Source organism: Azohydromonas australica DSM 1124 (genome assembly GCF_000430725.1).
In the GTDB taxonomy this organism is placed as follows: Bacteria; Pseudomonadota; Gammaproteobacteria; order Burkholderiales; family Burkholderiaceae_C; genus Azohydromonas; species Azohydromonas australica.
In genome coordinates, this window is record NZ_KE387209.1 from 170,872 (window position 1) to 195,161 (window position 24,290).

The window sequence follows — 24,290 nt, forward strand, 5'->3', positions numbered from 1 at the left end:
TCAAGTTTCTTGAGCAACGGCCTTTGCAAAAACGGCCTTGAACCATCCCGGGACCGCCATGCTGATCGATCTCGTTCAACTAAGAACCTTTGTCGCTGTAGCGGAGGAGCAGCACCTCACGCGTGCTGCTGAGCGGCTACATATCAGTCAATCGGCCGCCAGCGCACATGTGCGTTCGGTGGAGGATAACCTGGATACGCAACTCTTTCTCCGCACCAACCGTAGCCTGGAGTTGACGCGGGCGGGCCAGATGGTGCTGCGTCAAGCCAAGACCTTGCTCAACGAAGCCGCGGAGTTCACCTCGTTCGCCCGCGTCGTCAGAGGCAAGCTCGAAGGCAACCTGGTTGTCGGGACAAGCAGCGAGCCCTCGGCCAGCCGCATCGGGGAAGTCGTTGCCGCGCTGCGGTCCAGTCATCCGCTGATCACCGTGGACCTGCGGGCACGGCCCTCATCGGGCACGCGCCAAGCCCTGAAGACCGGCGAGCTCGACTTCGGGATCATGCTGAGCCAGCCACTTGACCCTGGCTTCACGTACTACAAGCTCGCGACGATGAAATTCCGTATCGCCGGCCCCGTGGCATGGAAGTCCCGTATCGAAAGCGCCGGCTGGTCTGAGCTTGCGGCCATGCCCTGGTTGACGCCAGCTGACAGCAGTCTGGCCTATGCATGCATGCTGAGGGAGCTCTTCGGCGACCGGGGCCTGGAGCTCAATACCGTCGTGCGCTTCGACAATGCTGCGCTCGGCCGGTCGCTGCTCAAGGCTGGTGTCGGCATGATGCTGATGCACGAGCAGCATGCGCTGGAAGGCGAGCAGGACGGCCTGCTCACGCTCTCGCCGCTCGCCGAGGTGGATTTCGGGTTGTTCGCGGCGCATGTCGCCAGCCGAGGCAGGGATCCGCTGATCTGTGCCTTTGTCGACGCAGTGAAGCAGGGTTGGCCGGAGTGCACGCCGGCCGCCGCGCTTCAACAAGGTTGAACCAGCGCCAACCGGTTGCCTGGCATCGCTTACTCGGTCTTGATATTGCGGTCCTTGACCAGCCGCGTCCAGCGCGCGATGTCGCCGGCAATCAGCTTGCCGAATTCGGCGGTACTGCTGGGCGCCGGCACCCCGCCCTCGCGGGCTAGCAGATCTCGCATCTCCGGCTGCGCCAGGATTTCGTTGAGTTCACCGTTCAGACGCTTGACGATCTGGGACGGCACCCGCGCCGGCGCGACAAGTCCCCACCAGAAATCAATCTGGAATCCAGGAAATCCCGCCTCGGCGGTGGTTGGGATCTGAGGCGCGAACGGCGACCGCCTCGCACTTGTCACCGCCAGGCCGCGCACCTTGCCGCTTTCGACGAGTGTGTTTGCCGTTGCGAACGTGGTGAGACCGGCTTGCAGGTGGCCGGCCATCAGGTCATTGAATGCCGGCGCCATGCCCTTGTAGGGAATGTGTGTGAACTGCACCTTTGCCTCCGCCGCGAGCATCTCCATGCCGAGGTGGCTCATCGCGCCGACGCCGCCCGAGCCGTAGGTCAAGCCGTTGGGCTTCGTGCGCGCCAGGTCAATCAGCTCGCCCAAGGTCTTCACCGGCAGCGAGTTCGGCACCGCAACGAGCAACGGCGTCGTCCCGATGCTGCCGATCGGTGCGATGTCGCGAACCGGGTCGTAGGGAAGCTTCTTGCCGGTGGCGACGATCGTTGCGTAGGCACTGGTCGTGAACAACAACGTGTAGCCGTCGGGCGCGGCCTTGATGCCAGCTTCGATGCCAAGCGCCCCGCCTGCACCACCCCGGTTGTCAATGATGATGGGCTGGCCCAGCCGGCTCGACAGCTTGTTGGCAATGGTGCGTGCAATCAGGTCCGTTCCGCCACCAGGCGCGTAAGGAACGATCAGCTTGATCGGCCGCTCAGGCCAAGCCGGCTGTTGGGCCTGTGCGTTCCCGCCGAGTGACAACGCAGTGGTCAGGACAGAAAATTCCAAGAGAAGGGTACGCCGTTTCACAATGTCTCCGAGTGCTTTTGCGGCTGAGTTTAGGAACCTGGAATGCGGACCGTCCAACGCGATTATTGAGAGGCGGTCTTCATGAAACACGCATGGACAGCGCCCGGCGCAGCGCAAACACTGCGCAGATGACTTCAACGCCTACCCAACAGCTCACGCACTACGCGGCATCAACATCGATTGCCTGCATTCCGGATGACGTCGTCGAACTCGCGAAGAAAGTGATCCTCGACGAGATGGCGAGCGCGCAGTTCGGACGTCGCAGCCTCGCTGGTGGCCTCACGGCCCGCTACGCGGCCAGTCTCGGCGGTCCGCAGGAGGCCCTGGTCCTTGGCACGCGGCAACGGGTGCCGGCGCCCTATGCAGCGTTGGCCAATGGCGCAGCCGGCCATGGCGAAGAGGTCGACGGCGCCCACGTCATCGGCGGCCACCCCGGCGCCACCCTCGTGCATGCCGTCGTCGCGATGGCCGAGCGTCACCGGTCAACCGGTGCCGAACTGATCAACGCGCTGGTCCTTGCCTACGACGTTGGCGTCCGGATGGTCGAGGCCTGTGGCGGCAAGTTCGCTGTGCGCGAGCGTCACCACCTGTACGCCGATTTCCTGTACTCAATCGGTGCGACCGTCGCCGCCTGCCGGCTGATGGGGCTGGAGCCGGTTCGGCATGCCCATGCCATGGCGCTTGTCACGTTCCAGTGCAACGCCCTGGGCGCCCTGTTCGCGGAGAAGCGGCACATCAGCAAGTCCTTCTGCAACGGCCAGTTTGCGCTCGCCGGCGTGAGTGCTGCCTCGATGTCCGCAGCTGGCCTTGAGGGTGTGGAAGATGTCCTGGGCATGCGCGACGGTCTGCTCGACGCCTGGGGCGCCCCCGCTGGTGCCGAGGCGGTCACCCGCGGGCTCGGCAGTGAGTGGGCCATCCGGGGCGCCAATTTCAAGTTCATCAACGCGGGCTACCCGATTCATGCAGCCGTTGAGTCGGCGATGACCGTCGTCGCCCGGCACGGCATTGCGCTCGAGACCATCGCCGCCGTGCACATCGGCATGCCGGCGAAGGCAATGCGCGTGGTTGACAATCGGGAGATGCACAACATTTGCGTGCAGGACATGGTGTGCGCCTCGCTGGCCCTGGGCGGCCTGAACCTTCGGCAGCTGCCGTTCCCCGACGTACTGAACAACACGACTTTCACCCGGCTGCGTGCGCATACTGTCGTCGGTGTCGATGAAGGCCTCGACCGCGACAATCCACAGGGTCGAGGCGCCAACGTGACGATCACGACGAGCAACGGATCCCGCCACTCGCACCGGGTGGACGCGCCCCGCGGCCATTCGTCGCGCGGCGGCGTGACGTGGGAGGAGTTGCATGAAAAATGGCGCGGCGGTCTGCCCGACTGCGACGTCGACCGGATGCTCACGCTCACGCGCCGGCTTGAACATCTGGAAGACGTCAGGGAACTGGCCGACGCGTTCATGTCGCCGATCTGACGGAGCGGCCCATGCGCGGATTTCTGGCTCGACTGGTCGCCGGCACGCTTGCACTGCTCATAGCCGGCTGTGCTGTGTCCCGTGACGGCGAGACCCACGCAGCCGGCGACACGGTGGCCACCGTCGGAACATCGTCAGGAATGCTGCGCGGCACGGTGATCGAAGACGGTACCGTCGACCTGTTCCAGGGCGTGCCATATGCGGCACCGCCCGTCGGTGATTTGCGATGGAAGGCGCCACGGCCGCCCCGGCCGTGGAGCGGCGTGCGCGATGCCAAGGCACCTGGCAGCCCCTGCCCGCAAACGGGACGGCTGGCCAGCCACAATGAGGATTGCCTGACGTTGAACGTGTGGGCCCCGCATCAGCGTCCGTCGAACAAACTGCCGGTGATGGTCTTCATCCATGGCGGCGGACAGCGTGAATCCGCCGCCAATGAGTACCGCGCCGACTGGCTGGTGACGCGTGGAACGCCAGTCGTGTATGTCGGAATCAACTACCGGCTCAATATCTTCGCGTTTTTCGCGCATCAGGCCCTGACGGCCGAAGAGCCCGCGCTGGGCTCGGGCAACTACGCAGCCCTGGACCAAATCCAGGCATTGCGCTGGGTACGTGACAACATCGCCGCCTTCGGTGGAGATCCGGGGAACGTCACCGTTTTCGGCGAATCGGGCGGTGCGCAGGCGGTCTGCGTGCTGCTCGCGTCCCCTCCGGCGCGCGGCTTGTTCCACCGTGCGATTTCCCAGAGCGGGCCCTGCCAGTGGCAATTCTTCCCTTCGCTCACGGCATCCGAACGGCGCGGCGCCGACATCGCGGCTCGACTTGGCTGCGCGCAAGCGGATCCGATGCCCTGCCTGCGCGCCCTGCCCGCCAGCGCCGTGCTGGACACCGAACGAGGCGCCGCTTCGGTGCTCGATGCCTCGGCTGCGCAGCCAGCGTGGGGCGGCGGTGTAATGCCACTGCCGATGCGCGAGGCCATCGCGTCCGGCCAGTTCGCACGTGTTCCGTTCATGCAGGGTGCCAACCGTGACGAAGGCATGTACCACCTCAGTGCACGCCACGATGCAAGCGGCAAGCCGCTGACGGCCGACCAGTACCCCGACGTGCTGCGCCAATACCTCGGCGCCTCCCGCGTGACCGCCGTCCGGGAACGCTATCCGCTGACCGAGTACCCGTCCCCGTTGCGTGCACTGGCCGCGGCCTTGACCGATTCCGGGACGGTCAGCAACAACCGCGTCGGGTTGTGCAACTTCCATCTCGCCAACCAATTGGCGGCGCCTCATGTCGCTTTGTACGCCTACGAGTTCGCCGACCGCACCGCGCCCTACCCGTCGCCCATTTTCAACGTACCTGGGGATCTACCAGGAGCAGCCCATACGAAGGAACTGTCGTACCTGTTCCATCAGCAGGAGCTGACATCGGCGCAGCGCCGCATCTCGGACACGATGATCGCCTATTGGACCCGCTTTGCCGCCCATGGCGATCCGAACGTACCAGGATTGCCAGCGTGGCCCGTCTATACGGGCGACAAACAGATGGTCATGACGTTCGAAGCGGGCTCGGTCGGCGCCAACAACGGACTGAAGGAACGCGCCCACTGCCGCTTCTGGTCCGAACAGGGGTTCGGCAACCTCTCGGGTCCCTACCCGACACCGACACAGTCGGGCACCGATTACAAGTGAACGCAAGGCCTTGCATCGGCCGATCCACACCAGTTGGTGGGCTTGGAATCCGGCAGGGGAGCGCCGGCTCAAGTCGGCCAGGCCCGGTGGCAGGCCATTGCACAGGCATGACGGCACAGCCATGGCGCCCGTAGGCAAGCCGGCGGACGGGACAGTTCAGTCGCCAGGACCTTCGCTATCCTCGACACGCCGCAGCTCGCCGCTGTAGCGAGCTTGGCGCAGTTCCTCCTTCACTTCGGCACGGGTCTTTCCACGCTGCATGCTCGGCGCAGCCGTTGCAAAGCCGCGGCCAGCGGCGCCCGCTGCAGTGCCGGATTCATCAGTGCCTGTCCCCCGCCCGCCGTAGGAATCGTTGTCGATCCTGTCCAATGACCCATCAGCCCGTGCATGGCCAAGTTCGGCTTTCACCGCGGCTCGTGCAAGTGGACGGTCCAGCGCCCATACGGACGTTGATGTCACTACCGCGGTGAACGCTGCCGTCACGAGGTACAACTTCATGAACACCTCCTGGCCGGCCCGTGCATGGGACCGGACCCCGCCAATATAGGAAACCGTTTATTCAGGCGAGGACAACAGGGGTACCCAGGTGCCATCCGGCGTTGGCTCACGCGCTTTGAGCTTGCGATCCAGACCCGGCCTCGCAGTCGGAGAAGGTCTGGGCCTCAAAGTGCACCAGCACCACTGCCTCAATGACTGTGCTACCCCAACTCGGTAGCACACGTAATGCATTGAGAATTACCGCCAAGTCCCACCGTTGTGGCTCAACTCGCCGTTGCCCCGGTGGCGCTGCCAAAGGTGATGTGACATTCGGTTCGCAGTCGCAGTTCCAAAGCGTGCGCGGGAGCAGTGCAACCTGGCAATGCCACGCCAGAGGTGGCGTTGTTCGTCCGTGCTGGAACTGATGGCAATTCTGAATGGACTGCGCTCGCGGCAACTCGGCCATAGCAGATATAGGTGCCTCAATAAATTTGCAGCTAAATTTCTACAAACAAGCAATTTTGTTTAGCATTTCGCAAGGAATGTAAATATTTTAATTATTTTCCAGGCGAACCCCGCTGCCAAGTTCATTTACTCGGCGAACGCGCGCTCAACATCATTCATGCCGACCAGCGGCACTGATACACCCGTTTTTCTGCAAGGCTATTCAGCACTTGGAGATGCGCGCAAACCCCAATACCGCGTGGCCGCAAGCAAAGTACGATTATTTCACATGCTCGAAAGAAAGTTCGCATATACGAACTACATAGGATAATCCTTGTATTCTTGAAGCGCGGACACCTTGCCGGCATGGATCTAAGAAGCGATGTGCGAAACAGTTTATCGACCAACAAGGCAGTGGTTCCTGCACATGGCAGGAGCAATAAGAAGCCCTTGCATTTGGTGGGCGTGAAACCACGCATGCCAAATGGCTGAAAGCGCAATGATTTGAATCTATGGTTCAACGGCCATGGGGGATCAAATCGTGCCTTCCCCGTGGATTACATCAAGCATTGAAAGGACCTCTCGATGAATAACGGACAACGCAAGCTGAGTACGAAACTTCTCTTGGCTTGCGCCGGCGTGCTTGCAGCGTTAAGTAGCATGGCTGCGGAAGAGACCCTCCCTGGCCCGCTGGTCATCGCCAAGCAGGGCAGCTTCCTGGTCGGAGGTACAGTAGTCACCAATCCCGGAACATTTGACCCTTACCACTGGACTCCTGACGGGCAGACGCTACACGGCGACCATGCCTACGCGTTTTACCAGGTTCCGGTGAATGCTCGCAAATTGCCGCTCGTCATGTGGCATGGCAACGAAGAGTCGCAGAAAACCTGGCAGACCACTCCTGATGGACGCGAGGGTTTTCAGAATATTTTCCTGCGCCGTGATTTCTCGGTCTACTTGGTAGACCAACCAAGACGCGGAGAGGCCGGGCGAAGCACTCTGCCAGTCACGATCACTCCGACGCCTGACGAGCAGAGCAATGTGTTCGGGCTCTTTCGTCTCGGCATTTGGCCAAACTTCTTTCCGGGCGTACAGTTTTCACGCGGACCATATGCTCTTAATCAGTTCTACCGGTGGCGCACACCCAATACCGGCCCTTTCGACCTCAACGTCGTTTCAGACGGTGTTGCTGCACTGTTCAAGAAAATTGGCCCAGCGATTCTTGTCAGTCATTCACAAAGCGGTGGACCAGGCTGGCTCACCGCAATGAAGGCCGAAAACGTCCAAGCCATTGTTGCATTTGAACCTGGCAGCAATTTTACCTTCCCACAAGACGAAGTACCGCCTCCTATTCCAAGTTCCTTCGGGCCATTGGAGGCGGTCGGCGTACCCATGTCGGAATTCATGAAGCTGACCAAGATTCCCATCGTGATCTTCTATGGTGACAACATTCCAGAGAGCCCGACAGCGAATCCGGGTCAAGACGCATGGCGCGTTCGCCTACAAATGGCAAGACTGTGGAGGGACACCGTGAACAGACATGGTGGAAACGTTACGGTGATCCATCTGCCGGAAATCGGCATCCGTGGCAACACGCACTTTCCGTTTGCAGACACGAATAACGTCCAGGTCGCGAACGAGATGTCGCGATGGCTGCGTCAGAATGGCCTGGACAAGCGCTGAGCGGAAGAACAGCATGTCTTGATCTTCAAAACATGTTTGAGAGCGCAGGCCCAGGTGACTGGGCCTTTTACTTTGAGCTTCGAACACATCACATGCCATCGCGCTGCCGTACTTCTTGAACGCGCCATCGTGAATGTGGGTCAAAAAAATGACTTTCATTTATTTTGCGTGACACCGGCAGGTCCGGCGCATCATGTGCTCTGCACTGGTACTCCACAGGTCATTGCCTTGGTCCTGGGTTTCCTGGCATCTCAAGGGCGCACAGCAGGCAAGCGCTCAAGGACCGGGCGTGCAGTTGGCGGCAAAGCCTCTTGGACCGTTATGAGCACCGGCGGCACGGTACACGGCCAAGGCAGGTGCGGGCTGAACGGGTGCTATCTCCGATGGTTTGCCAAGCGTTCCGCCGCGGGTCGTTGCCCTGGATTACCCCGAACATTCAGCGCTCCCGATGCCGCAGCCGGGAACGCCCCGAGCACGCTGGCAACACCAACGTACGCCGGTGTTGCCCGCCCGTTGTTGCCGGATGCTGGTCAAGTGCCGGCTCCTGGCTCGTCATCACAAAGATGCGCGCACGGTATTGCAGCAGTTTCGCTCCTGGCCATCGCGCTGCTGCAAACGGCCTCTGCGCTCTGTGAGGAAGTCACGCAGCTGCACGCCGCCTCAGGGCCGCCGCGTGCCGCAATCCCGAGAATGAAATCGGCCCGACACGCGGTGCACCGCTTTGTACAGTCACAACCCTTGTCCATGCGCACGGCACGGGCGGTACCGCGCAACGTTTATAGACCCGATCAGGCATTACCTGCAGACCAGGGCAACACAGGGCAGGAAGAGCGCCGCGCAGAGCTGGCATGAGCTGGCATGAGCTGGTGCAGCATGGCATCAAGATCTGCCTCAACTGCGTGTGGCTCGCATTCCATGCGGTGAGGAGATTGGAAGCCCCCAGACTCGCTTCCTACACAGGCGCCAGCAAGCAGGCTGACGTTGCAACTTCAGAAAGCGCGCTCCAATCATGAAAGCGAAGGTCTGGTTCAGTCGCTGGTCAACGTTCGACGTTGCCTCACCATCGGTTCTTAGCACTTTTCCTTCGAACTGCAGGTGATCTCGACTGCAGCAGAAGTTGTAGTTGTTCCTTCTCGAAGCAACTGTCAAGTGCAGGGTTGCCAGCACTCAGATGGTCGATGCAGGGTCATCGTTGAGACACTGTGGCAGCAGATTAACGCCTGATGTCCCCGGCCGACTGGCTGTATTACGGGCGTTCTGCACGATCGACGCACATCCAGACCGCTTGCTGTTGAAGCCCGGCCAATGGACAGACTTGCCGCTCGACGGCGAAGAAGCTGGCCCCCTAACTCCTGCATGTGCGTCAAGCGTTCGGAAATGCAGGAGGCCGGCTGCACGAATTGACCATGGACTCCCACGGATGGATCACCCTAGACTGATTTTCACAGGAGACGACATGCAAATCGGATACATCGGCCTCGGCAGCATGGGCGGCGCTTTGGCTCGCCGACTACAACTGCAATTCCCGCTGCGGGTTCATGACACGAACCCTGCGGCGGTGCAGAAGATGGTGGAAACAGGCTCCACTGCCAGCAGCCCCGAAGAGATCGTGCAGCACTGCGACACCATCTTCCTGTGCTTGCCGACGTCCAACCATGTCCGAACCGTGCTGCTAGGCGGTGAAGGGATTCTGAGGGCGGCAAAGCCAGGAACCGTCATTGTTGATCAGACCACGGGCGACCCTACGCTCACTCGCGCAATTGCCAAGGAGATGGAGCCACTTGGCATCGAGTTGATCGACGCGCCGGTCAGCGGTGGTGCGCGTGGTGCGGATGCGGGGACCATAGCCATCATGGTCGGCGCTTCTGCAGCTCTATACGAGCGCATTGAGCCGGTCCTGAAGACGATCAGCCCGAACCTCTTCCATGCTGGTGGTCTTGGTTGTGGGCATGTCGCAAAGCTCGCAAACAACCTCCTGTCCGGAGGGCAGCGCCTGTTGAGTCTCGAAGCCATGGCGCTTGCGGTGAAGAACGGACTGGAGCCCAGGCGTGCGCTGGAGATCATCCTGGCCAGTGGCGGGCGCAACCTGTACATGGAGAAGTTCATGCCCAACATCATCCAGGGCAAGCTCGCGTCGGGCTTCACGCTGGGCTTGCTGCACAAGGATGTAAGGCTTGCTTGCCAGCTCGGTGATGATTCGGGTGTGGTCATGCACTTCGGCAACCTTGCCAAGGAGTTCTACCAGATGGCCCTCAACGAGATGGGCCCGGATGTCCAGGTCAATGCGGTGGCGCTCACCATGGACCGTCTCGCCGGAACGAACGTGGTGCCCGGCAACTACGCAGGGGAGTGACCATGCCCTACGAGCTGAGCGAAGCCAACACCCTCTCGTACCTCGATTCAACGCGCTCGCTCGCGCCGATTCCCTTTGGCGAGCGCGGTCTTCCCACAGCGGTGGCCCAGCCCTACTTCAAGGTAGGCGACGGTACGGTCGCATTGGAAGGGCCCGCATTTGATCGCCATGGCAACCTGCTCTTCGTGGACGTATACGGCAGCCGCGTGCTGAGCCTGTCGCCAGACAAAAAGCTCAGCACGCTCTATGCGGAGAAGGACTTGCATCCGGGAGGCATCGCGATTCACAAGGACGGCCGCATCTTCGTTGCGTGTGTGGGTCCTATCAACAAGGACGGATACTTTGATGCAGGGTCTGTGATAGCGCTTGATCCCGATGGCGGCAACCGCCGGACCATCATTGCGCCCGATGCTGGCTATGTTGTCGACGATATGGTGTTCGACCGCCACGGAGGTTTCTATTTCACTGACTTCCGCGGCACGACCACTGAGGCGACCGGCGGGTTGTTCTACGTGACACCCGACTTCGAAACCATCAAGCCTGTGATCCCGCACATGTGCGCTGCCAACGGTGTCGCACTCAGCCCGGATGACAAAGTGGTCTGGACCACCGAATACTGCACGAACCGACTTCACCGCATTGAGTTGTCCGAGCCTGGAACTCGCGCCCGTGGCGGCGCCTCGATCCCATACACGTATGCGGGACGGGCTCCGGATTCCATGCGCACCGACGCTGCAGGCAACGCCTACGTAGCACTGAATTGGCAGGGCCGCATTCTCGTGCACAGTCCTTTCGGCATTCCCATCGGCCAGATCGTTCTGCCGGGCCGCGAGGAAAACATGTTCCTGAAATCAACCAGCCTCGCATTCGTCCCCGGCTCGCGCAACCTTGTAATCGTGGCCCGCGACGTGGTGAACGACGGCGGTGCGGTGATTTTCACCGCACGCGGCCTCGAGCCTGGCTTCCCGATGTTTTCCCACCAGTGACGGCAAAGGAGTCGACATGATGAAGATCATTCGAGCCGCCGCGGGGCTGCTCCTAACGGTGTCTGTGCTCAATTCCGCTTTCGGGCAAGCTTCCTGGCAACCCAGTCGGCCCATCAAAATGGTCGTGCCGTTTGGCCCAGGCGCGAGTACGGACACCGTAGCGCGCTTCGTCGCCGCCAAACTTTCCCAGCGTATCGGCCAACAGGTGGTGGTTGAAAACAAGGTCGGCGCCGGCGGCATCATCGGGACAAAGTTTGTCGCTTCTCAGCCTCCCGACGGCTATACCTTGCTGTTCCAGTCAAGTCCCTACATGACTGCGCCGTTGCTCGGGAAAACTCAGGCATACGATCCCACGAAGGACCTGCAGCCCGTTGGCATGATAGGGGCCGCGCCGTTCATGATCGTTACCTCGGCTGAGATGAACGTCAACAATTTGCGCGAGTTCATCGACCTGGCGAAGACACAACCTATGAGTTACGGCTCGGCCGGAATCGGCACCTTCAATCATCTTGGTGGTGAACTGTTCAACCGCCTTGCCTCCTTGAAGTTGCTGCATGTCCCGTATACGGGTCTCGGTCCAGCCATCAACGACTTCTTCGGCGGTCGCACGCAGATGCTGGTAGCAAGTCTCCCCGCTGCCTTGCCGCACATCCGCACGGGAAAGATGAAGGCGTTGGCGGTGACCGGCGCGCAGCGCTCGCCGCTACTGCCCGACCTGCCAACCATGGCAGAGGCCGGTGTTCCCGGTTATCAACTGGAATCTTGGTGGGGGGTACTGGGCCCGAACGGGTTGCCGACACCCATCCTGACGCGCTTGAGCGAAGAACTCAACGCGATCCTGAACATGCCCGAGACGAAGGAAATGCTTGCACGCGACGGCGCCATGCCGAGGCCCGGTTCGCCAGACGACTTCGCGAAGGCGATTGCCGCTGAAGTCCCGCGTTGGCGACGGTTGATTCAAGAAGCTCATATCACCTCCGAGTAGACCAAGTAAGGAGTTCATCGTGGAGATCAGACGTATCGGCACGCAGCCCTCCTCCCTGGCCCCCAAATCCCACTTCGATGGGATGGTCCGTGCGGATCCCCTTTACAACGCAGGTGCTCCGCCCGCGTGAAGGCATCAAGCGTCACTTTTGAGCCCGGCGCCCGCACCCATTGGCACAAACACCCACTCGGGCAGATGCTGATCGTCACGGCAGGCTGTGGCTGGGTGCAGCGAGAAGGTGGGGCTGTGGAAGAGATCCGGTCTGGAGATGTGGTCTGGATACAGCTGCATGAAAAGCACTGGCATGGCGCCAGCGAAAAGACCGCAATGACACACATCTCGGTATCCGAGGTTCTCGAAGGTCAGCCGGTGGACTGGCTGGAAAGGGTGCAGCTGCCGTCAACGACCCCTGCCTGAGGGCCGAGGCGTTGGAGAGCTCTGCAAGCCTGAGGTCGACCAGGCAGAGCAGGCAAAAGCCCGCTTGCGTTAGGGCAAAGCTGAATAAGGTCCGTGACAAGGGTGGCTGGTACGGTGCTGCAGCATGAAGCAACAGACCCTTGCCATGGCCGCTGACCAGGAAGCCGGATTCGAGCGCTACCGTTGTCCGACCAGGCGCGACGTGTTCCTGGAGACGATGGAAGAGATCGTGCCGTGGCAGGAGCTGTGCGCGGTGATCGAGCCGCACTACCCCAAGGCAGGCAGCGGTCGCCCACCCATCGGGCTGGAGCGCATGCTGCGCATGTACTTCGTGCAGCACTGGTTCATGGCCGACGATGCCTGCGAGGAGGCGCTGCTGGATAGCACGGCGCTGCGCCGCTTTGTGGGCATCGACCTGGGCCGAGAGCGCGTGCCCGACGGCACGACGCTGCTGAAGTTTCGCCGTCTGCTGGAACGCCACGAGCTGGGCGAGCAGCTGTTTACTGCAGTGGGCCAGGTGCTTCAGGCCCGTGGCCTGAAGTTGGGCACCGGCACGATCGTGGACGCCACCATCATTGGTGCGCCGAGCTCGACGAAGAACGCCGACAAGGCCCGCGACCCTGAGATGCACCAGACCTGCAAGGGAAGGCAGTGGCACTTCGGCATGAAATTGCACATCGGCGTGGACAGCCGCACCGGGCTGGCGCACCGCGCCGTGGTGACGGCGGCCAACGCGCACGACAAGCATCCGCTGCCGCAGCTGCTGCACGGCAACGAGCGACGTGTTTACGGCGACAGCGCCTACGCCAGCCAGAAGGCACTGATCCAGGCCAGAGCGCCGCGGGCCAAGGACTTCACCAACCAGCGCGTGCGCAAGGGCGTGGAGAACAACGAGGTCCAGCGCTCGAAGAACCGCAACAAGTCCAAGGTCCGTGCCCGGATAGAACATGTCTTCGCTGTCGTCAAGCGGCTGTGGGGATTCACCAAGGTGCGCTACCGCGGGCTGGCCAAGAACGCCACGCGCTCGTTCGTCGCGCTGGGTCTGGTCAACATTTACCTAGCCCGGGCGTACGTGGCATGAGTGCGCCCAAAATGGGGGCCATGGGCGGCTGCAAGGCCACGATGGCGGTGATTGAGCGACAGTTCGCATGAATCTCACGCGCCTGAACAGCATCCATTCCGCATTGCGGGATCACGGGTCATTGGCTCGTTGAATCAACAACTTGTTCAGCGTTGCCTTAGGGTGAAGTAAGTAGGTCCATCCGCGGACGCATCCTCAGTTGGTGGCTCCGGAAACGATCGCTGCCAGTCCGCGTTGTGCTGACGAGCGCGGCGCGTTGTTTTACCGGACGGCATGCCGCGCCTACCGACTTACGGGACTCGAAGCTGCCTGTGATGAGGCAGCGGCCGTGCAGATTGCAGTTCACGCCGTGGCGTCGGACACCAACGTAGGCGACGACTGCCACGCGCTGGCGTTCGCGATGGCTGCCGATGGCCTTTACCGAGTGACTGGCCGTCATCGGTGGCTCGTCGCGCACGGTCCTCCAACAGCGTCAAGCGCCATGTTGGGTTTTGCTCCGCCTACTGAGTTAGCCGTCTCGGCACAGCCAAACGCGCGCCGGCATTGGCTTCAAAACTGCAAGAGAAGCCAATGCCTGGCGCTGGTCAATCCTTATAGGTCATCAGGGCGGCACGATTGAACGGGTCTAGACGGACGGCTGCCGCGGCAGTCCGGTCGCCCGAAAGGTAGTCATTGACGGCCCGGCATTGGACGTCGACCGTCATCGTCGCGCGCGATGCCGCGTCGAACGGCTTCCACGCCGGCATGCGCGGATTGTTGGGATTTCCGCTTCGCGCAAAGGCTACAAACGCCGACATCAGGTTTTTGGATACTTCCAGGGTCTCCGGGCCCGTGCCGAGCAGCGCGGACGCCTTGTCAGTGGTGCCGAACGCGAACGGGATGTCGACCGTGTGTGGCGAGCCCCACAACCCGCCCGCAACGGGCGTCTTCCAGACGAAGTTGTACAGGTAGACAGGCGCCTGGCCCGCATTTGCCTTTACCTCCGCGGCCTGCAGCATCGGCAAGCGGAACAGCGTGTTGGTGATCAGCGCCACCAGCACTTCGGACGGAGTGCGCTGCGGATCGTCCCGCCGGAACGAAGCCATCAAGGCCGCAGCCTTCTCATCATCGATTCCAAACTGGGCTTTGAGACGCTCCCTCACCTGTCGCTCGCTCAGCCTCATGTGGCGCACATCGTCTGCAAAGTAGAAGGTCGCTTCGGTCTTTGCCGTGCCGATGAGCAGCGGCACGGAAGCATGCAGCGGCAGCGCCTGCGGCGTCATTGGGCCCCCGACCACATGGCGGCCGTCGACAACCGGCCGGCTGCCCTCGCGCCTCGCCCTGACCGCGGCGAGGCGAGCCTCGATGAGCTTGTCCGTGGGCACCTGTTGGAGCCGCCGCAGCCCGGACTTGTCGATGCCGAGATGCTCCAAGAAAGTGTCGACGTAAGCTTCTGTCGCCTGTGCAGCCGCCACGTTCATGCCGGATGTGCCGCTCATGTTGATGGCCCGGTGGAACAACCCCTTCGCGGCCGGCATGCCCATCAGCACCATGATCTTCGAGCCGCCGCCGGACTGGCCGAACAGCGTCACGTTGCCCGGGTCACCCCCGAACACTGCGATGTTCCGCTGGATCCATCGCAGTGCGGCGATCAGGTCGAGTTGACCGGCGTTTGCTGCATCACCGAACGATTCGGTGTCAATGTGGCCGAGATTGAGGTAGCCGAACACATTCAGCCGGTGGTTAAGCGTCACGACCACCACGTCGCCAAATTCCGCCAGCGCACTGCCATCCAGTATCTCTCCTCCACCGCCTCCGGTGACGTAGCCGCCGCCATGGATGTAGACCATCACCGGCCGACGGCCTCGGTCGGTTGCGGGGGTATAGACATTGAGTACGCAACAGTTCTCGCTGAAGGGCTCCGACTGCGCGTACCATGCCAGTATCGGCGCGTCGCCGAAGGTCTCGTGTTCCTGCACGCAGCGGTCACCGAAGCGCACCGCCTCGCGGACTCCGCTCCAGGCCTCGACCGGCTGGGGTGCCTTGAACCGGTTCGCGCCGCCGGTCGGCGCCGCGTAAGGTATACCCTTGAATGCAATTGCGTGTTTGTCGCGTGAACCACGCAGCTTGCCGCTGTCAATCTCCACGGTGATGCGGTCGTCGCCGAGCGCGCGCTGAGGGACCAGGAACGCTGGCACCGCCATTCCCGATGTGGCGATGAATTGACGGCGGTTCGGATGATGTACAACGATGCGACGCATGGTCTCCTGCCAGTGTGAGTCCGCGCAAATGCGGTACAGGAATTCTTCGCATGCCGGCCTGGGAGGTCCAATCGTCTTTTCAGGACGCTGTCTCCGCGAGACGCGAACGACGGGATGAAGCGACGAAGTCCCCAACGAGCCGGCCCAAGGTCCGGCTGATCTGCAAACCTCCAGTCACCTATGCGGCACATCGAGCAAGCAATCAAAGTGGTTCATGGACAGCCACCGCTCTTGATCTCCCGGCAAGGCAGTTTCGCTGTCGGCGGAACCATCGGCCGCGAGCCTGGGGTCTATGACCCCGGCACCCAATCCTCGTCGGGTCAGACGCTGCACGGCGACCATGCACATGTCTTTTTCCAGATCCCGGTGGATGCCAAGGCGATGCCACTGGTCATGCTCCACGGTGGCGGTCAGTTCTCGAGAACCTGGCAGACTACGCCGGATGGCCGCGAAGGCTTCCAGGACCTCTTCCTGCGGCGGCAACATGCGGTCTACCTCGTGGACCAGCCGCGGCGCGGCGGAGCAGGGCTCAGCTCCATGCCGGCAACATTGACCCCGAGGCACGACGACCAGCGGCTCTTCGACAATTTCCGTCTTGGCATCTGGCCCGACTTCTTTGAGGGAGTGCAGTTCCCACGCGACAGCGAGTCGCTGAACCAGTTTTTCCGCCAAGCGACTCCCGACACCGGCCCGTTCGACCTGCGAGTTGTCTCCGATGCGTTGGCGACGCTGTTCGACCGAATCGGGCCCGCCGTGCTTGTCACGCACTCTCAGGGCGGTGGACCGGGCTGGTTCACCGCGATGAAGAGCCATGACGTGCGCGCGATCGTCTCGTACGAGCCGGGCAGCAACTTCGTCTTTCCGGAAGGCGAGGTACCGCCGCCCATGCCGGCCGCGACCACGCCGCTGTCGGCGCTGGCCGTCCCTTCAGCGTACTTCGATCGGCTTACGGCCATACCAATCGTCCTCTTCTATGGCGACAACATTCCCAACCACCCTGTCGCGCAGAAAGGTGCCGATCACTGGCGTGTCCGGCTGGCCATGGCGCGGCACTGGGCCGGTGTGGTGAACCGGCGCGGCGGTGACGTGGCCGTGGTCCATCTCCCAGAGCTCGGGATTCGCGGCAATACGCATTTCCCGTTCTCGGACTTGAACAACGTGCGGATCGCCGATCTGCTGTCGGATTTCCTCAGGCGCAAGGCCCTGGACCGCTGATCCGTGCCACACGGCCGCTGAAGGAAAATTGCCCCGAGGCCGGGCGGCGTCGGGGCTTGGAGTAGGCACCGCGAAGTGTTCGCGGCGTCCAGAGTCTCGGCGGGCTTCGAGATCAGAAGTTGTGGCGGATGCCCACGTCGAAGCCCGTCGACGAGCGATCGGGCGCCGTCGTCGACCCGGCGATGGCAAGGGCCGAACCATCGCTGTTGCGAATGCGCGCCAGCGTGGTGTAGGCGGCTGTACGCTTCGACAAGTTGTAGACGAAACCTACGGCGTACTTCTCGCCAGTCGGGCTATTGGCTGCGTTGGTGGTGAACCTCGAATACGAGGCCTTGAACTCGTGAAGGCCCACAGGTACGCGAACCCCCACAAGTGCCCCCTTTTGCTCCAGCGTTCCCTGCTGATCGCGGTTCACGTTGGCAGAGAGGATGACAGGACCGAAGTCATAGATCGCAGCCACGTCGCGGTAGATCGCATCACCCACTGCAAACTGGGTTCGCGCATAGGCAGCCACGGCGCCGAACTTTCCCTGGTCGTAATTCAGTTTGATGCCGCTGCCGGAGCCGTCCTTTGACGTGGCCGAGCCGCTTGCGTTTTCGCCAAACCAATGCTGGATAGTGCTGGACAGCCCGAAAACTCGCGGCGTGACGTAGGCCACGCTGTTCGACACCCGGACCTGGTTCGGGTTGATGCTGGCGGTGTAGTTCAGCCCGATGCCGGAGCCCACGCCGAAAACATCGAAGCGAGCGGTGAAGGCATCGTAGGTCGGCGACCAGTTGCGGCCCAGTTGCAGTTCGCCGAACGCCCCTTTCAGGAAAACGATGGCTCGGCGGTTGAACGCGAGGCCGCTTGCGGTCGTGGCGCCGCTGGGTTGGTTGTTGGTGTTCGTTGCAACGCCAAGCCCTGTATCCGCATTGATGCCTGCCTCGAGCCAGAAGCCTGCGCTCAATCCGCCGCCCAGGTCTTCCGTACCGCGAAAGAAAAGCTTGCTGCTGCTGTTGCCGCCGCTGGACAGCAACGACCGGCTCGTCAGGGAACCGTTGACCCGCTGCGCGTAGAGGTCGACGGTGCCCGAGATAGACACCGAGGATTGTGCGTGTGCGACTGCAGTTGTACCCGCCAAGCTCAGCAAAATGAGCGACTTTTTCATTTGAATGGTCTCCTCCAGAGTGGAGTCATGGCCAATGCTTTGGCCTCGGACATAGAAGGGCTGTCCTGTGCCGAACGACCTCGCGAGTCGATTCGATCGAAGGGATATCCCCTGCTTGGCGAAGGCCCGTCCGAAACACGACCTGGCGGACGTGTGCACATGGATGAGAGTCAGTCTAGGTGCGGACTCCTCGGCAAATCCATGGCCTTTTTTGGGACCCGGCGTTCACGTATCGCGATTGATCGGACCCGGTCATCTGCAGCCAAGCGACGTTGACAGGGTTCATCGTGCAACGGTACTATGAGTACGGATATGCGACGTTTTGTTCGTATATACGAAACCATGGAGACGGCATGAAGATAGGATTCATTGGACTTGGCGCGATGGGATCGGGCATCGCTTTGAACCTCTGCAAGGCAGGATTCGATGTCAGCGTGTTCGACCTGCGCAAGGAAAGCGCAGCGCCGCTTCTCGATGCAGGCGCACGGTGGGCCCAGACGGTTCATGAGCTCGCCAGTGAAGCCGACGTGGTTTTCACGTCCGTCCCAGGCCCGAAGGAGATGAAGGACCTCGCGCTGCGCGATGATGGCCTGCTTCATGCGATGCGGCCCGGCAGCGCCTGGTTCGACTTGACGACCAACGCGCCGAGCGTGGTGCGAGAGGTATCGGTGCCCTTCCAGGCGCGCGGCATCGCCGTACTGGACGCGCCCGTCAGTGGACGGCCCGCCGGTGCACGGTCCGGCAAGCTGGCGATCTACGTCGGCGGCGACCGCGACGTCTTCGAACGCCACAGTAACGTGCTCGACGCCATGGGTGACCGCGTGATGCACGTTGGCCCGGTGGGCTCCGGCAACGTCGCAAAGCTGGTGCACAACAGCATCAGCCTCGTCACCCGGATGGCGATCGCCGAAGGCATGACGCTGGGCGTCAAAGCAGGCATGGACCCGCTGGAACTGTGGCACGCGGTACGCCAGGGCGCCATCGGACGTGTACGCACCTTCGACGTCCTTGGCGACCAGTACATGCAGTCGAAGTTCGAGCCCGCATCCTTCGCGCTGCGCCTCGCATACAAGGATTTCACCTTGGCGTTGGAGCTCGCACGCGAGGTTGGCGTGCCGATGAAGCAAGCCGAGGTCGCTTATCAGGACTACACCGAAGCGCTGAGGCGGGGCTGGGGTGACCGCGATTCACGCGCCCCGATGCAACTGCAGAACGAGCGTGCCGGCGTAACGATCCAAGCGTCCGCGGAGGACGTGCAAAAGACGCTGGCGCGGGGCTGACTCCCGCGACGGTGGCCGCTTCGAACAGGGAACTACCGCTGAGGCAGCTGGTCTTGCGCGGCACGTGACTGGCCTGCCTGCCAGCGCCTACGGTTCGTCGCGACACGATGGTAGACCGAACCGTCGGCCAGCGTACTCGGCATGCTGCTCGACGCAATCGGGCGGCGAAGCGATGTATGTCGGCGCAGCAGGTGTGGGCAACAGCGCGAAGCTCGTGCGCAACTGCGCCAGCCGCTCGATTCGCCTGCTGGTCGCCGAGGTGTTCACGCTCGGCCCCAAGGCGGATGTCGAATTGGCCGAGTTATGGCATGCGATGCGCATGGGCGCCATACGCCACTCGCGCACATTCGATCGCATCGGCCACCGGTTCCCGCAGTCGAAGTACGACCCGCCCTCCTTCAGGGTGCGGCTGGCCTACGAGGATCTCACGCTTGGCCTTGACCTGGCCTACCAGCTCGTTGTTTCGACGAAGTTCACAGAAGCAGCGTTCCGTGACTTCAGCGAAGCCATCGAGCGGCGGGACCAACGGTGACGCGCGTCTGCCCATGCAATCGCAGAACGAGCGCGCCGGTGTGACCGTCCAGCTGTGTGCCGCGCAGGTCCAGCAAACCCTGCTGCGCGGCTGAACCATTTTTCACTTCAACAGGAGAGACCCATGACGACAAGCACTCAGGACATTGGCCGCAAGATCATGAACGAGCTGATGGGCGACGGGTACGTCGAAGGCAAGGACAAAAAACGCAACGCCTTCAACTCCGCCCTGTTCGACTATTCGGAGGAAGTTTGCTTCGGTCGCACCTGGTCTCGCTCGGGTATCGACCGCAAGCTGCGCAGCATCCTCAACATCGCAATGCTGACGGCGCTGAACCGCCCCGCACAGCTCGCGCACCATGTCGAGGGCGCCATCAACAACGGCTGTACGCTTGAGGAGATCCGCGAGATCCTCCTCCACGCCGCCGTCTACTGCGGCCTGCCCTCCGCAGGCGAGGCCTTCCGCGTCGCCGAGGAGGTGCTGCGCCACCGCAAACTCATCGACTGACACTGCTGGCTCCGCCGCGCTCGACGGCAGATTATTTCCTTGGGCATACAGGCTGAAATCCGCATGGCGATTCCGCAGGTGTGAGCGGCGGTCGGCAAGCGCGCAATTCCGGCACTGGCGGGCGCGCTTTTCAGGTGGCGAGCTTCGGAGGAGCCCGCCATCATTGCTGTCCTGCAGGGCACCCATGGTGGCGGAACGGGGCGCTCGACCTGTGGCCCGCGCTGCTCTTCGGCGTTGACAGCACGCACCGCATGAGGTCCGCTGTGCCGGCGTGATGATCAGCCCGTGCTGCCATGCCGCCCGTGGACGGATCTGCCCGCTTTTTCCTGCAGTGCCCGCTGCCGGGGCGCAGGTGCTGGTGCGCAGGCAGTGCGAGCGCGGACATCCGTACTGCGGTCGAGAGTGTTCCGGCCAAGCTCGACATGAGCGCCGCCGCGAGGCGGCCCAGCGCAGCGCGTGTGGACGCCGGCTCCATGCTGCCGAGCGCTCGCGGCGCTGGCGCGCGTGTCAGGGCGCGGAGTCGGCCCCCATCAGCGCTGTCCAGAGCAACGACACGAGCACCGTGGCGCCTCCGGGTTGCTCGCCAGGCCAGCTCGACGGGCCAGTGTCCACTTCCACGGTCGTGGATGCCGAAAAGCTATCAAGGCACCTGCCATGGCATTGCCGCAGCTGTCGGCGGCCCGCTCACGCCCTACGTGCGCCAGAGCGTCCCGCGCCACGCACGCAGCCGCGATCACCTTCCTCGATCCGTATCGGATGCATTCGGCGGCTGAAGCGTGCTGGCCGTACGTCGGCGTGTGGCGTCATGCGCCGGCGACCTGGCGTCCACGGCCACCTGAAAGCGCGCCCTTCGCCGCCGAAACACCCGCTTTCTGACCACCCCCAACAGCAGCGAGAGGCTGCGCAGCCGCTTTGACGCCCAGGGCACCGAGCTAATTCCCAGCGAGTTGCCCAAACCGTTTGCCGCGTTACTGAATCGTGGCTTACAGATATACGACCCGCACCACAAGACGGACAGCATCATGACCAATAGCGCGGCAAGCCTGCGCCATTGACGGCGAGGTCAAGAGCGCGGGACCGCCTCGGCGGTCCTTTCAGTCCGGTGTCTTCTGCTGCTCGATGTACTGCCGCACGATGCTGATGGGCGCGCCGCCGCAGGACGCCGCAAAGTAGCTTGGCGATCACAGCACTCCTTGCCAGTAGCGCGCGGCCAAGTCGGACCGGTCACGTCGCAGCAGGCGGCTCGACACGCCCTTGAGGCTGTTCACCAGCGCCGAGACCGCCACCTTGGGCGGGTACTCCACCAGCGAAGTGCACGTGGTCGTTCTCGCCGTCCATCTCCACCAGCCGAGCCTCGAAGTCCTCGCATACCTTGGTGAAGATCACACGCAGCCGTGCAATGGCGTCGCCGTCAAAGACCTCGCGCCGGTACTTGGCAACGAAGACCAAATGCACGTGCATGGCAAAGACACAGTGCCGGCCGTGGCGAATAGCGGTTTCTTGCGTCATAGGCCAAGCTTGCTACGATCGGCTGGCCATGTTGATCAAGGCTTACCGCTTCCAGTTGCGGACCCGGTCCGGCGTTGAGCGGCTGCTGCGCCGCTTTGCCGGTTCTCTGCGCTGGGTCTGGAATGCGGCCATTGCCGAGCAGCGGCGCCGGCGCGAGGCCGGGGAGAAGTTTTCGCCCTACGCGGCCATGTGCCGCTGGCTCACCGAATGGCGCCACGCGCCTGAGACGGCTTGGCTGGCCCAGACGCCGATCCATCCGCTGCAGCAGACGCTGCGCCGCCTGGACGCAGCCTACCGGCGCTTCTTCGCTGGCGTCGGCGGCCACCCGCGCTTCAAGCGCCGTGGCCAGGAGCCGGGGCTGCGATTTCCAGATCCCAAGCAGTTCGAGCTCGACCAGGGCAGCGCGCGCGTGAAGTTTCCGAAGCTGGGCTGGCAGCGCTTGCGCCTGTCGCAGGCCGTGGTGGGTGAGCTGCGCAATGCCACCGTCACCTGCGAGCGCGGGCGCTGGTTCGTGTCGCTGCAGCTCGAGCAGCCCGACGTGCTGCCATCCGCGGATCTGATGCCGACACTGGGCATTGACCTGGGTGTGGCGCTGTTTGCCGCCCTGTCGGACGGCCGCACGCTGCAGCCGCTGGACGCCCTGAAGCAGCAGCAGCGCAGGCTCAGGCACGCGCAGCGCGCGGTCAGCCGCAAGCAAAAGGGCTCGCGCAACCGCCGCAAGGCCGTCAACCGGCTGGGACGCCTGCACGCGCGCATCGCCGCGCAGCGCAGCGACTGGCTGCACAAGCTCAGCACCGAGTTGGCCGACCAGCATCCGGTCATCGCCATCGAGGAGCTGAAGGTGGCGGCCCTGTCCGCCAGCGCCGCCGGCACCAGCGAAGCCCCAGGCAATCGGGTGCGCCAAAAGGCTGGCCTGAACCGTGCCATCTTCGACCAGGGCTGGGCCGAGTTCCGGCGCCAGCTCGAATACAAGACCGCTGCCCGGGCAGGCGCCGTCGTGGCCGTGAACCCGGCCTACACGAGCCAGGCCTGCAGCCAATGCGGTAGCGTGGACAGGGGCAACCGCAGGACGCAGGCGCTGTTTGCCTGCCTGGCCTGCGGGCACACCGAGAACGCGGATGCGAACGCCGCGCACAACATCCTGGCCGCGGGGCGCGCGGTCTGGGCCGCAAGGCCCGCTGCCTGTGGAGCGGAGGTCAGCCGCGCCAGGCCCGCAAGGGCCCAGCGTGCAGCCGCGATGAAGCAGGAACCCACCGAGGCGACCCCGGCTGCTCCAGCCGGGGCGCGGTAGGAATCCCGGTGCCTTCAGGCCTGGGAGGACGTCAACTTCGGCACTGCCCTGCGTACTGCCACAATCCGTGTCGGCTCCGACTATCAAGAATCGATTGATATTCCCGCAAGCGAACAGCACCTGCCGAAAGCTACGTGAAAACCCTATAGTTGAGCGCATCGGATGCAACTTCTCCTGCACGCCCGCAGAGAGTCACGCACCGTTGTGTTGCAACCCATCAAAAGGTGTTCCATGAAATCGTTTGCACCCGCGCTCGTCACCCTGTCTCTCGTCGTCGCATTCCAGGCGGCACATGCGGGGGCCCCCACGGCACCAAGCCTCCCCCGTGCCGAGGTCCTCGCGGACCTCGATGCCTACCAGCAATCCGGGCTCTACCTCCTCGACGTCTCAGACATGTCGCCGCTGACCGTCCAGTACCAATCAGCGCGCCAGCGCTATGAAGACCTGCGCGCGTCGCCCCGCTTCGCAGAGCTCGTCCGCAAGTACGAGGCCCACGGTGCCGAACGCGCCACACTGGCGTCGCGTTAACCGGATCTGCCGCAGGCGACCTGCTTGGCGACGATGCAAGCTGCTCCTTAACTGCTAAAAGACACGCTGCCACACGCAGGTCTTGCTGCAACCCGAGTGACAGGCGTGCACGACTTGGCAATCCCCGGAGCGCTTCAGCCAATTACACCAAGGGATGTCGACGCGGTAGCGGTAGAGCACCGCATCGGCGAACAGGCATTTGTCGCCGGCTATCCGGCACCCATGGCCTCGCCGCCTGGGTAGCAAGTCCCCGGTGCACTCCCACTGGTCATTCCTGCGTGCATATCGACGTGTCATGGATTCTTTGCGGTCTCGTCGTCAGTACAGGACGCAAAGATCAATCAGTCGACTGCAGTCCCTGGTCGCTGTGCAGCTCGCCTTAACGCCGCGCAACGAACCAAGTGCTCTGTCGACCACCGTGCGGCGACAGGATTTGTGTTCAGCGTAGCCATCCTGAGTAATTGCG

19 protein-coding genes and 1 pseudogene are annotated in these 24,290 nt (G+C 62.7%); 15 read left to right on the forward strand and 5 right to left on the reverse strand.

Features of this window, described 5'->3' with window-relative positions; genetic code table 11:
* The first annotated feature begins 58 nt into the window (after positions 1-58).
* The gene (locus tag H537_RS0131165; protein WP_029001011.1) at positions 59-976 is read left to right on the forward strand and encodes a LysR family transcriptional regulator; all 918 of its coding nucleotides are present in this window, start codon (positions 59-61) and stop codon (positions 974-976) included.
* 29 nt (positions 977-1,005) lie between these two features.
* Here H537_RS0131165 and H537_RS46540 read toward each other — a convergent pair whose 3' ends face one another.
* Positions 1,006-1,965 (reverse strand): tripartite tricarboxylate transporter substrate binding protein, encoded by a 960-nt coding sequence (locus tag H537_RS46540; protein ID WP_064736077.1) that lies wholly within the window; start codon positions 1,963-1,965, stop codon positions 1,006-1,008.
* Positions 1,966-2,078: 113 nt separating this feature from the next.
* Between H537_RS46540 and H537_RS0131175 the strand changes: the two genes are divergently transcribed.
* Both H537_RS0131175 and H537_RS46545 read left to right on the forward strand, forming a co-directional pair.
* Positions 2,079-3,467, forward strand: coding sequence for an MmgE/PrpD family protein (locus H537_RS0131175; RefSeq protein WP_211235114.1), 1,389 nt, complete (start codon positions 2,079-2,081; stop codon positions 3,465-3,467).
* Positions 3,468-3,478: 11 nt separating this feature from the next.
* Complete coding sequence (locus H537_RS46545; protein ID WP_084151074.1) at positions 3,479-5,146, forward strand: carboxylesterase/lipase family protein; 1,668 nt, start codon at positions 3,479-3,481, stop codon at positions 5,144-5,146.
* A 156-nt stretch (positions 5,147-5,302) separates the two neighbouring features.
* Here H537_RS46545 and H537_RS53640 read toward each other — a convergent pair whose 3' ends face one another.
* On the reverse strand, positions 5,303-5,644 hold the full coding sequence (locus tag H537_RS53640) for a DUF4148 domain-containing protein (protein WP_156902049.1): 342 nt from the start codon (positions 5,642-5,644) through the stop codon (positions 5,303-5,305).
* Between the two features lie 1,008 nt (positions 5,645-6,652).
* On the opposite strand from H537_RS53640, the gene H537_RS51680 reads away from it, so the two are divergent.
* From H537_RS51680 to H537_RS0131205, 6 genes are all read left to right on the forward strand, one after another.
* Positions 6,653-7,750 carry an alpha/beta hydrolase gene (locus tag H537_RS51680; RefSeq protein WP_084151075.1) on the forward strand — a complete coding sequence of 366 codons (1,098 nt, stop codon included), beginning with the start codon at positions 6,653-6,655 and terminating at the stop codon, positions 7,748-7,750.
* A gap of 1,456 nt (positions 7,751-9,206) precedes the next feature.
* Positions 9,207-10,103, forward strand: coding sequence for an NAD(P)-dependent oxidoreductase (locus tag H537_RS0131190; protein ID WP_029001013.1), 897 nt, complete (start codon positions 9,207-9,209; stop codon positions 10,101-10,103).
* Between the two features lie 2 nt (positions 10,104-10,105).
* Positions 10,106-11,089, forward strand: a complete 984-nt coding sequence (locus H537_RS0131195) for an SMP-30/gluconolactonase/LRE family protein (protein ID WP_029001014.1) — start codon at positions 10,106-10,108, stop codon at positions 11,087-11,089.
* Positions 11,090-11,105: 16 nt separating this feature from the next.
* Positions 11,106-12,074 (forward strand): tripartite tricarboxylate transporter substrate binding protein, encoded by a 969-nt coding sequence (locus H537_RS0131200; RefSeq protein WP_051243772.1) that lies wholly within the window; start codon positions 11,106-11,108, stop codon positions 12,072-12,074.
* Positions 12,075-12,200: 126 nt separating this feature from the next.
* Positions 12,201-12,491 carry a cupin domain-containing protein gene (locus tag H537_RS51685; RefSeq protein WP_375136346.1) on the forward strand — a complete coding sequence of 97 codons (291 nt, stop codon included), beginning with the start codon at positions 12,201-12,203 and terminating at the stop codon, positions 12,489-12,491.
* 124 nt (positions 12,492-12,615) lie between these two features.
* Positions 12,616-13,572: an IS5 family transposase gene (locus H537_RS0131205; protein ID WP_029001016.1), complete on the forward strand. Its 957-nt coding sequence runs from the start codon at positions 12,616-12,618 to the stop codon at positions 13,570-13,572.
* 584 nt (positions 13,573-14,156) lie between these two features.
* Here H537_RS0131205 and H537_RS0131210 read toward each other — a convergent pair.
* A complete protein-coding gene (locus H537_RS0131210; protein WP_238446873.1) occupies positions 14,157-15,812 on the reverse strand; it encodes a carboxylesterase/lipase family protein in 1,656 nt (551 codons plus the stop codon).
* A 180-nt stretch (positions 15,813-15,992) separates the two neighbouring features.
* On the opposite strand from H537_RS0131210, the gene H537_RS0131215 reads away from it, so the two are divergent.
* Positions 15,993-17,027: an alpha/beta hydrolase gene (locus H537_RS0131215; protein ID WP_029001018.1), complete on the forward strand. Its 1,035-nt coding sequence runs from the start codon at positions 15,993-15,995 to the stop codon at positions 17,025-17,027.
* Positions 17,028-17,139: 112 nt separating this feature from the next.
* Here the strand turns inward: H537_RS0131215 and H537_RS0131220 are convergent, their stop codons facing one another.
* Positions 17,140-18,177, reverse strand: a complete 1,038-nt coding sequence (locus H537_RS0131220) for a porin (protein WP_029001019.1) — start codon at positions 18,175-18,177, stop codon at positions 17,140-17,142.
* Between the two features lie 353 nt (positions 18,178-18,530).
* Here H537_RS0131220 and H537_RS0131225 point away from each other — a divergent pair, with 353 nt between their 5' ends.
* The 3 genes from H537_RS0131225 to H537_RS0131235 all read left to right on the forward strand — a co-directional run bounded on the left by H537_RS0131225 (position 18,531) and on the right by H537_RS0131235 (position 20,496).
* The gene (locus tag H537_RS0131225) at positions 18,531-19,457 is read left to right on the forward strand and encodes an NAD(P)-dependent oxidoreductase (RefSeq protein ID WP_029001020.1); all 927 of its coding nucleotides are present in this window, start codon (positions 18,531-18,533) and stop codon (positions 19,455-19,457) included.
* 172 nt (positions 19,458-19,629) lie between these two features.
* Positions 19,630-19,989 (forward strand): NAD-binding protein, encoded by a 360-nt coding sequence (locus H537_RS46550; RefSeq protein WP_084151078.1) that lies wholly within the window; start codon positions 19,630-19,632, stop codon positions 19,987-19,989.
* 123 nt (positions 19,990-20,112) lie between these two features.
* Complete coding sequence (locus H537_RS0131235; protein ID WP_029001021.1) at positions 20,113-20,496, forward strand: carboxymuconolactone decarboxylase family protein; 384 nt, start codon at positions 20,113-20,115, stop codon at positions 20,494-20,496.
* A gap of 1,094 nt (positions 20,497-21,590) precedes the next feature.
* Here H537_RS0131235 and tnpA read toward each other — a convergent pair.
* A pseudogene (gene tnpA / locus H537_RS46555) lies at positions 21,591-22,005 on the reverse strand (IS200/IS605 family transposase).
* A 28-nt stretch (positions 22,006-22,033) separates the two neighbouring features.
* On the opposite strand from tnpA, the gene H537_RS46560 reads away from it, so the two are divergent.
* Together H537_RS46560 and H537_RS0131250 are read left to right on the forward strand one after the other, a co-directional pair.
* A complete protein-coding gene (locus H537_RS46560; protein ID WP_043460807.1) occupies positions 22,034-23,296 on the forward strand; it encodes an RNA-guided endonuclease InsQ/TnpB family protein in 1,263 nt (420 codons plus the stop codon).
* A 231-nt stretch (positions 23,297-23,527) separates the two neighbouring features.
* The gene (locus tag H537_RS0131250) at positions 23,528-23,824 is read left to right on the forward strand and encodes a hypothetical protein (protein WP_029001022.1); all 297 of its coding nucleotides are present in this window, start codon (positions 23,528-23,530) and stop codon (positions 23,822-23,824) included.
* The last annotated feature ends 466 nt before the right edge of the window (positions 23,825-24,290 follow it).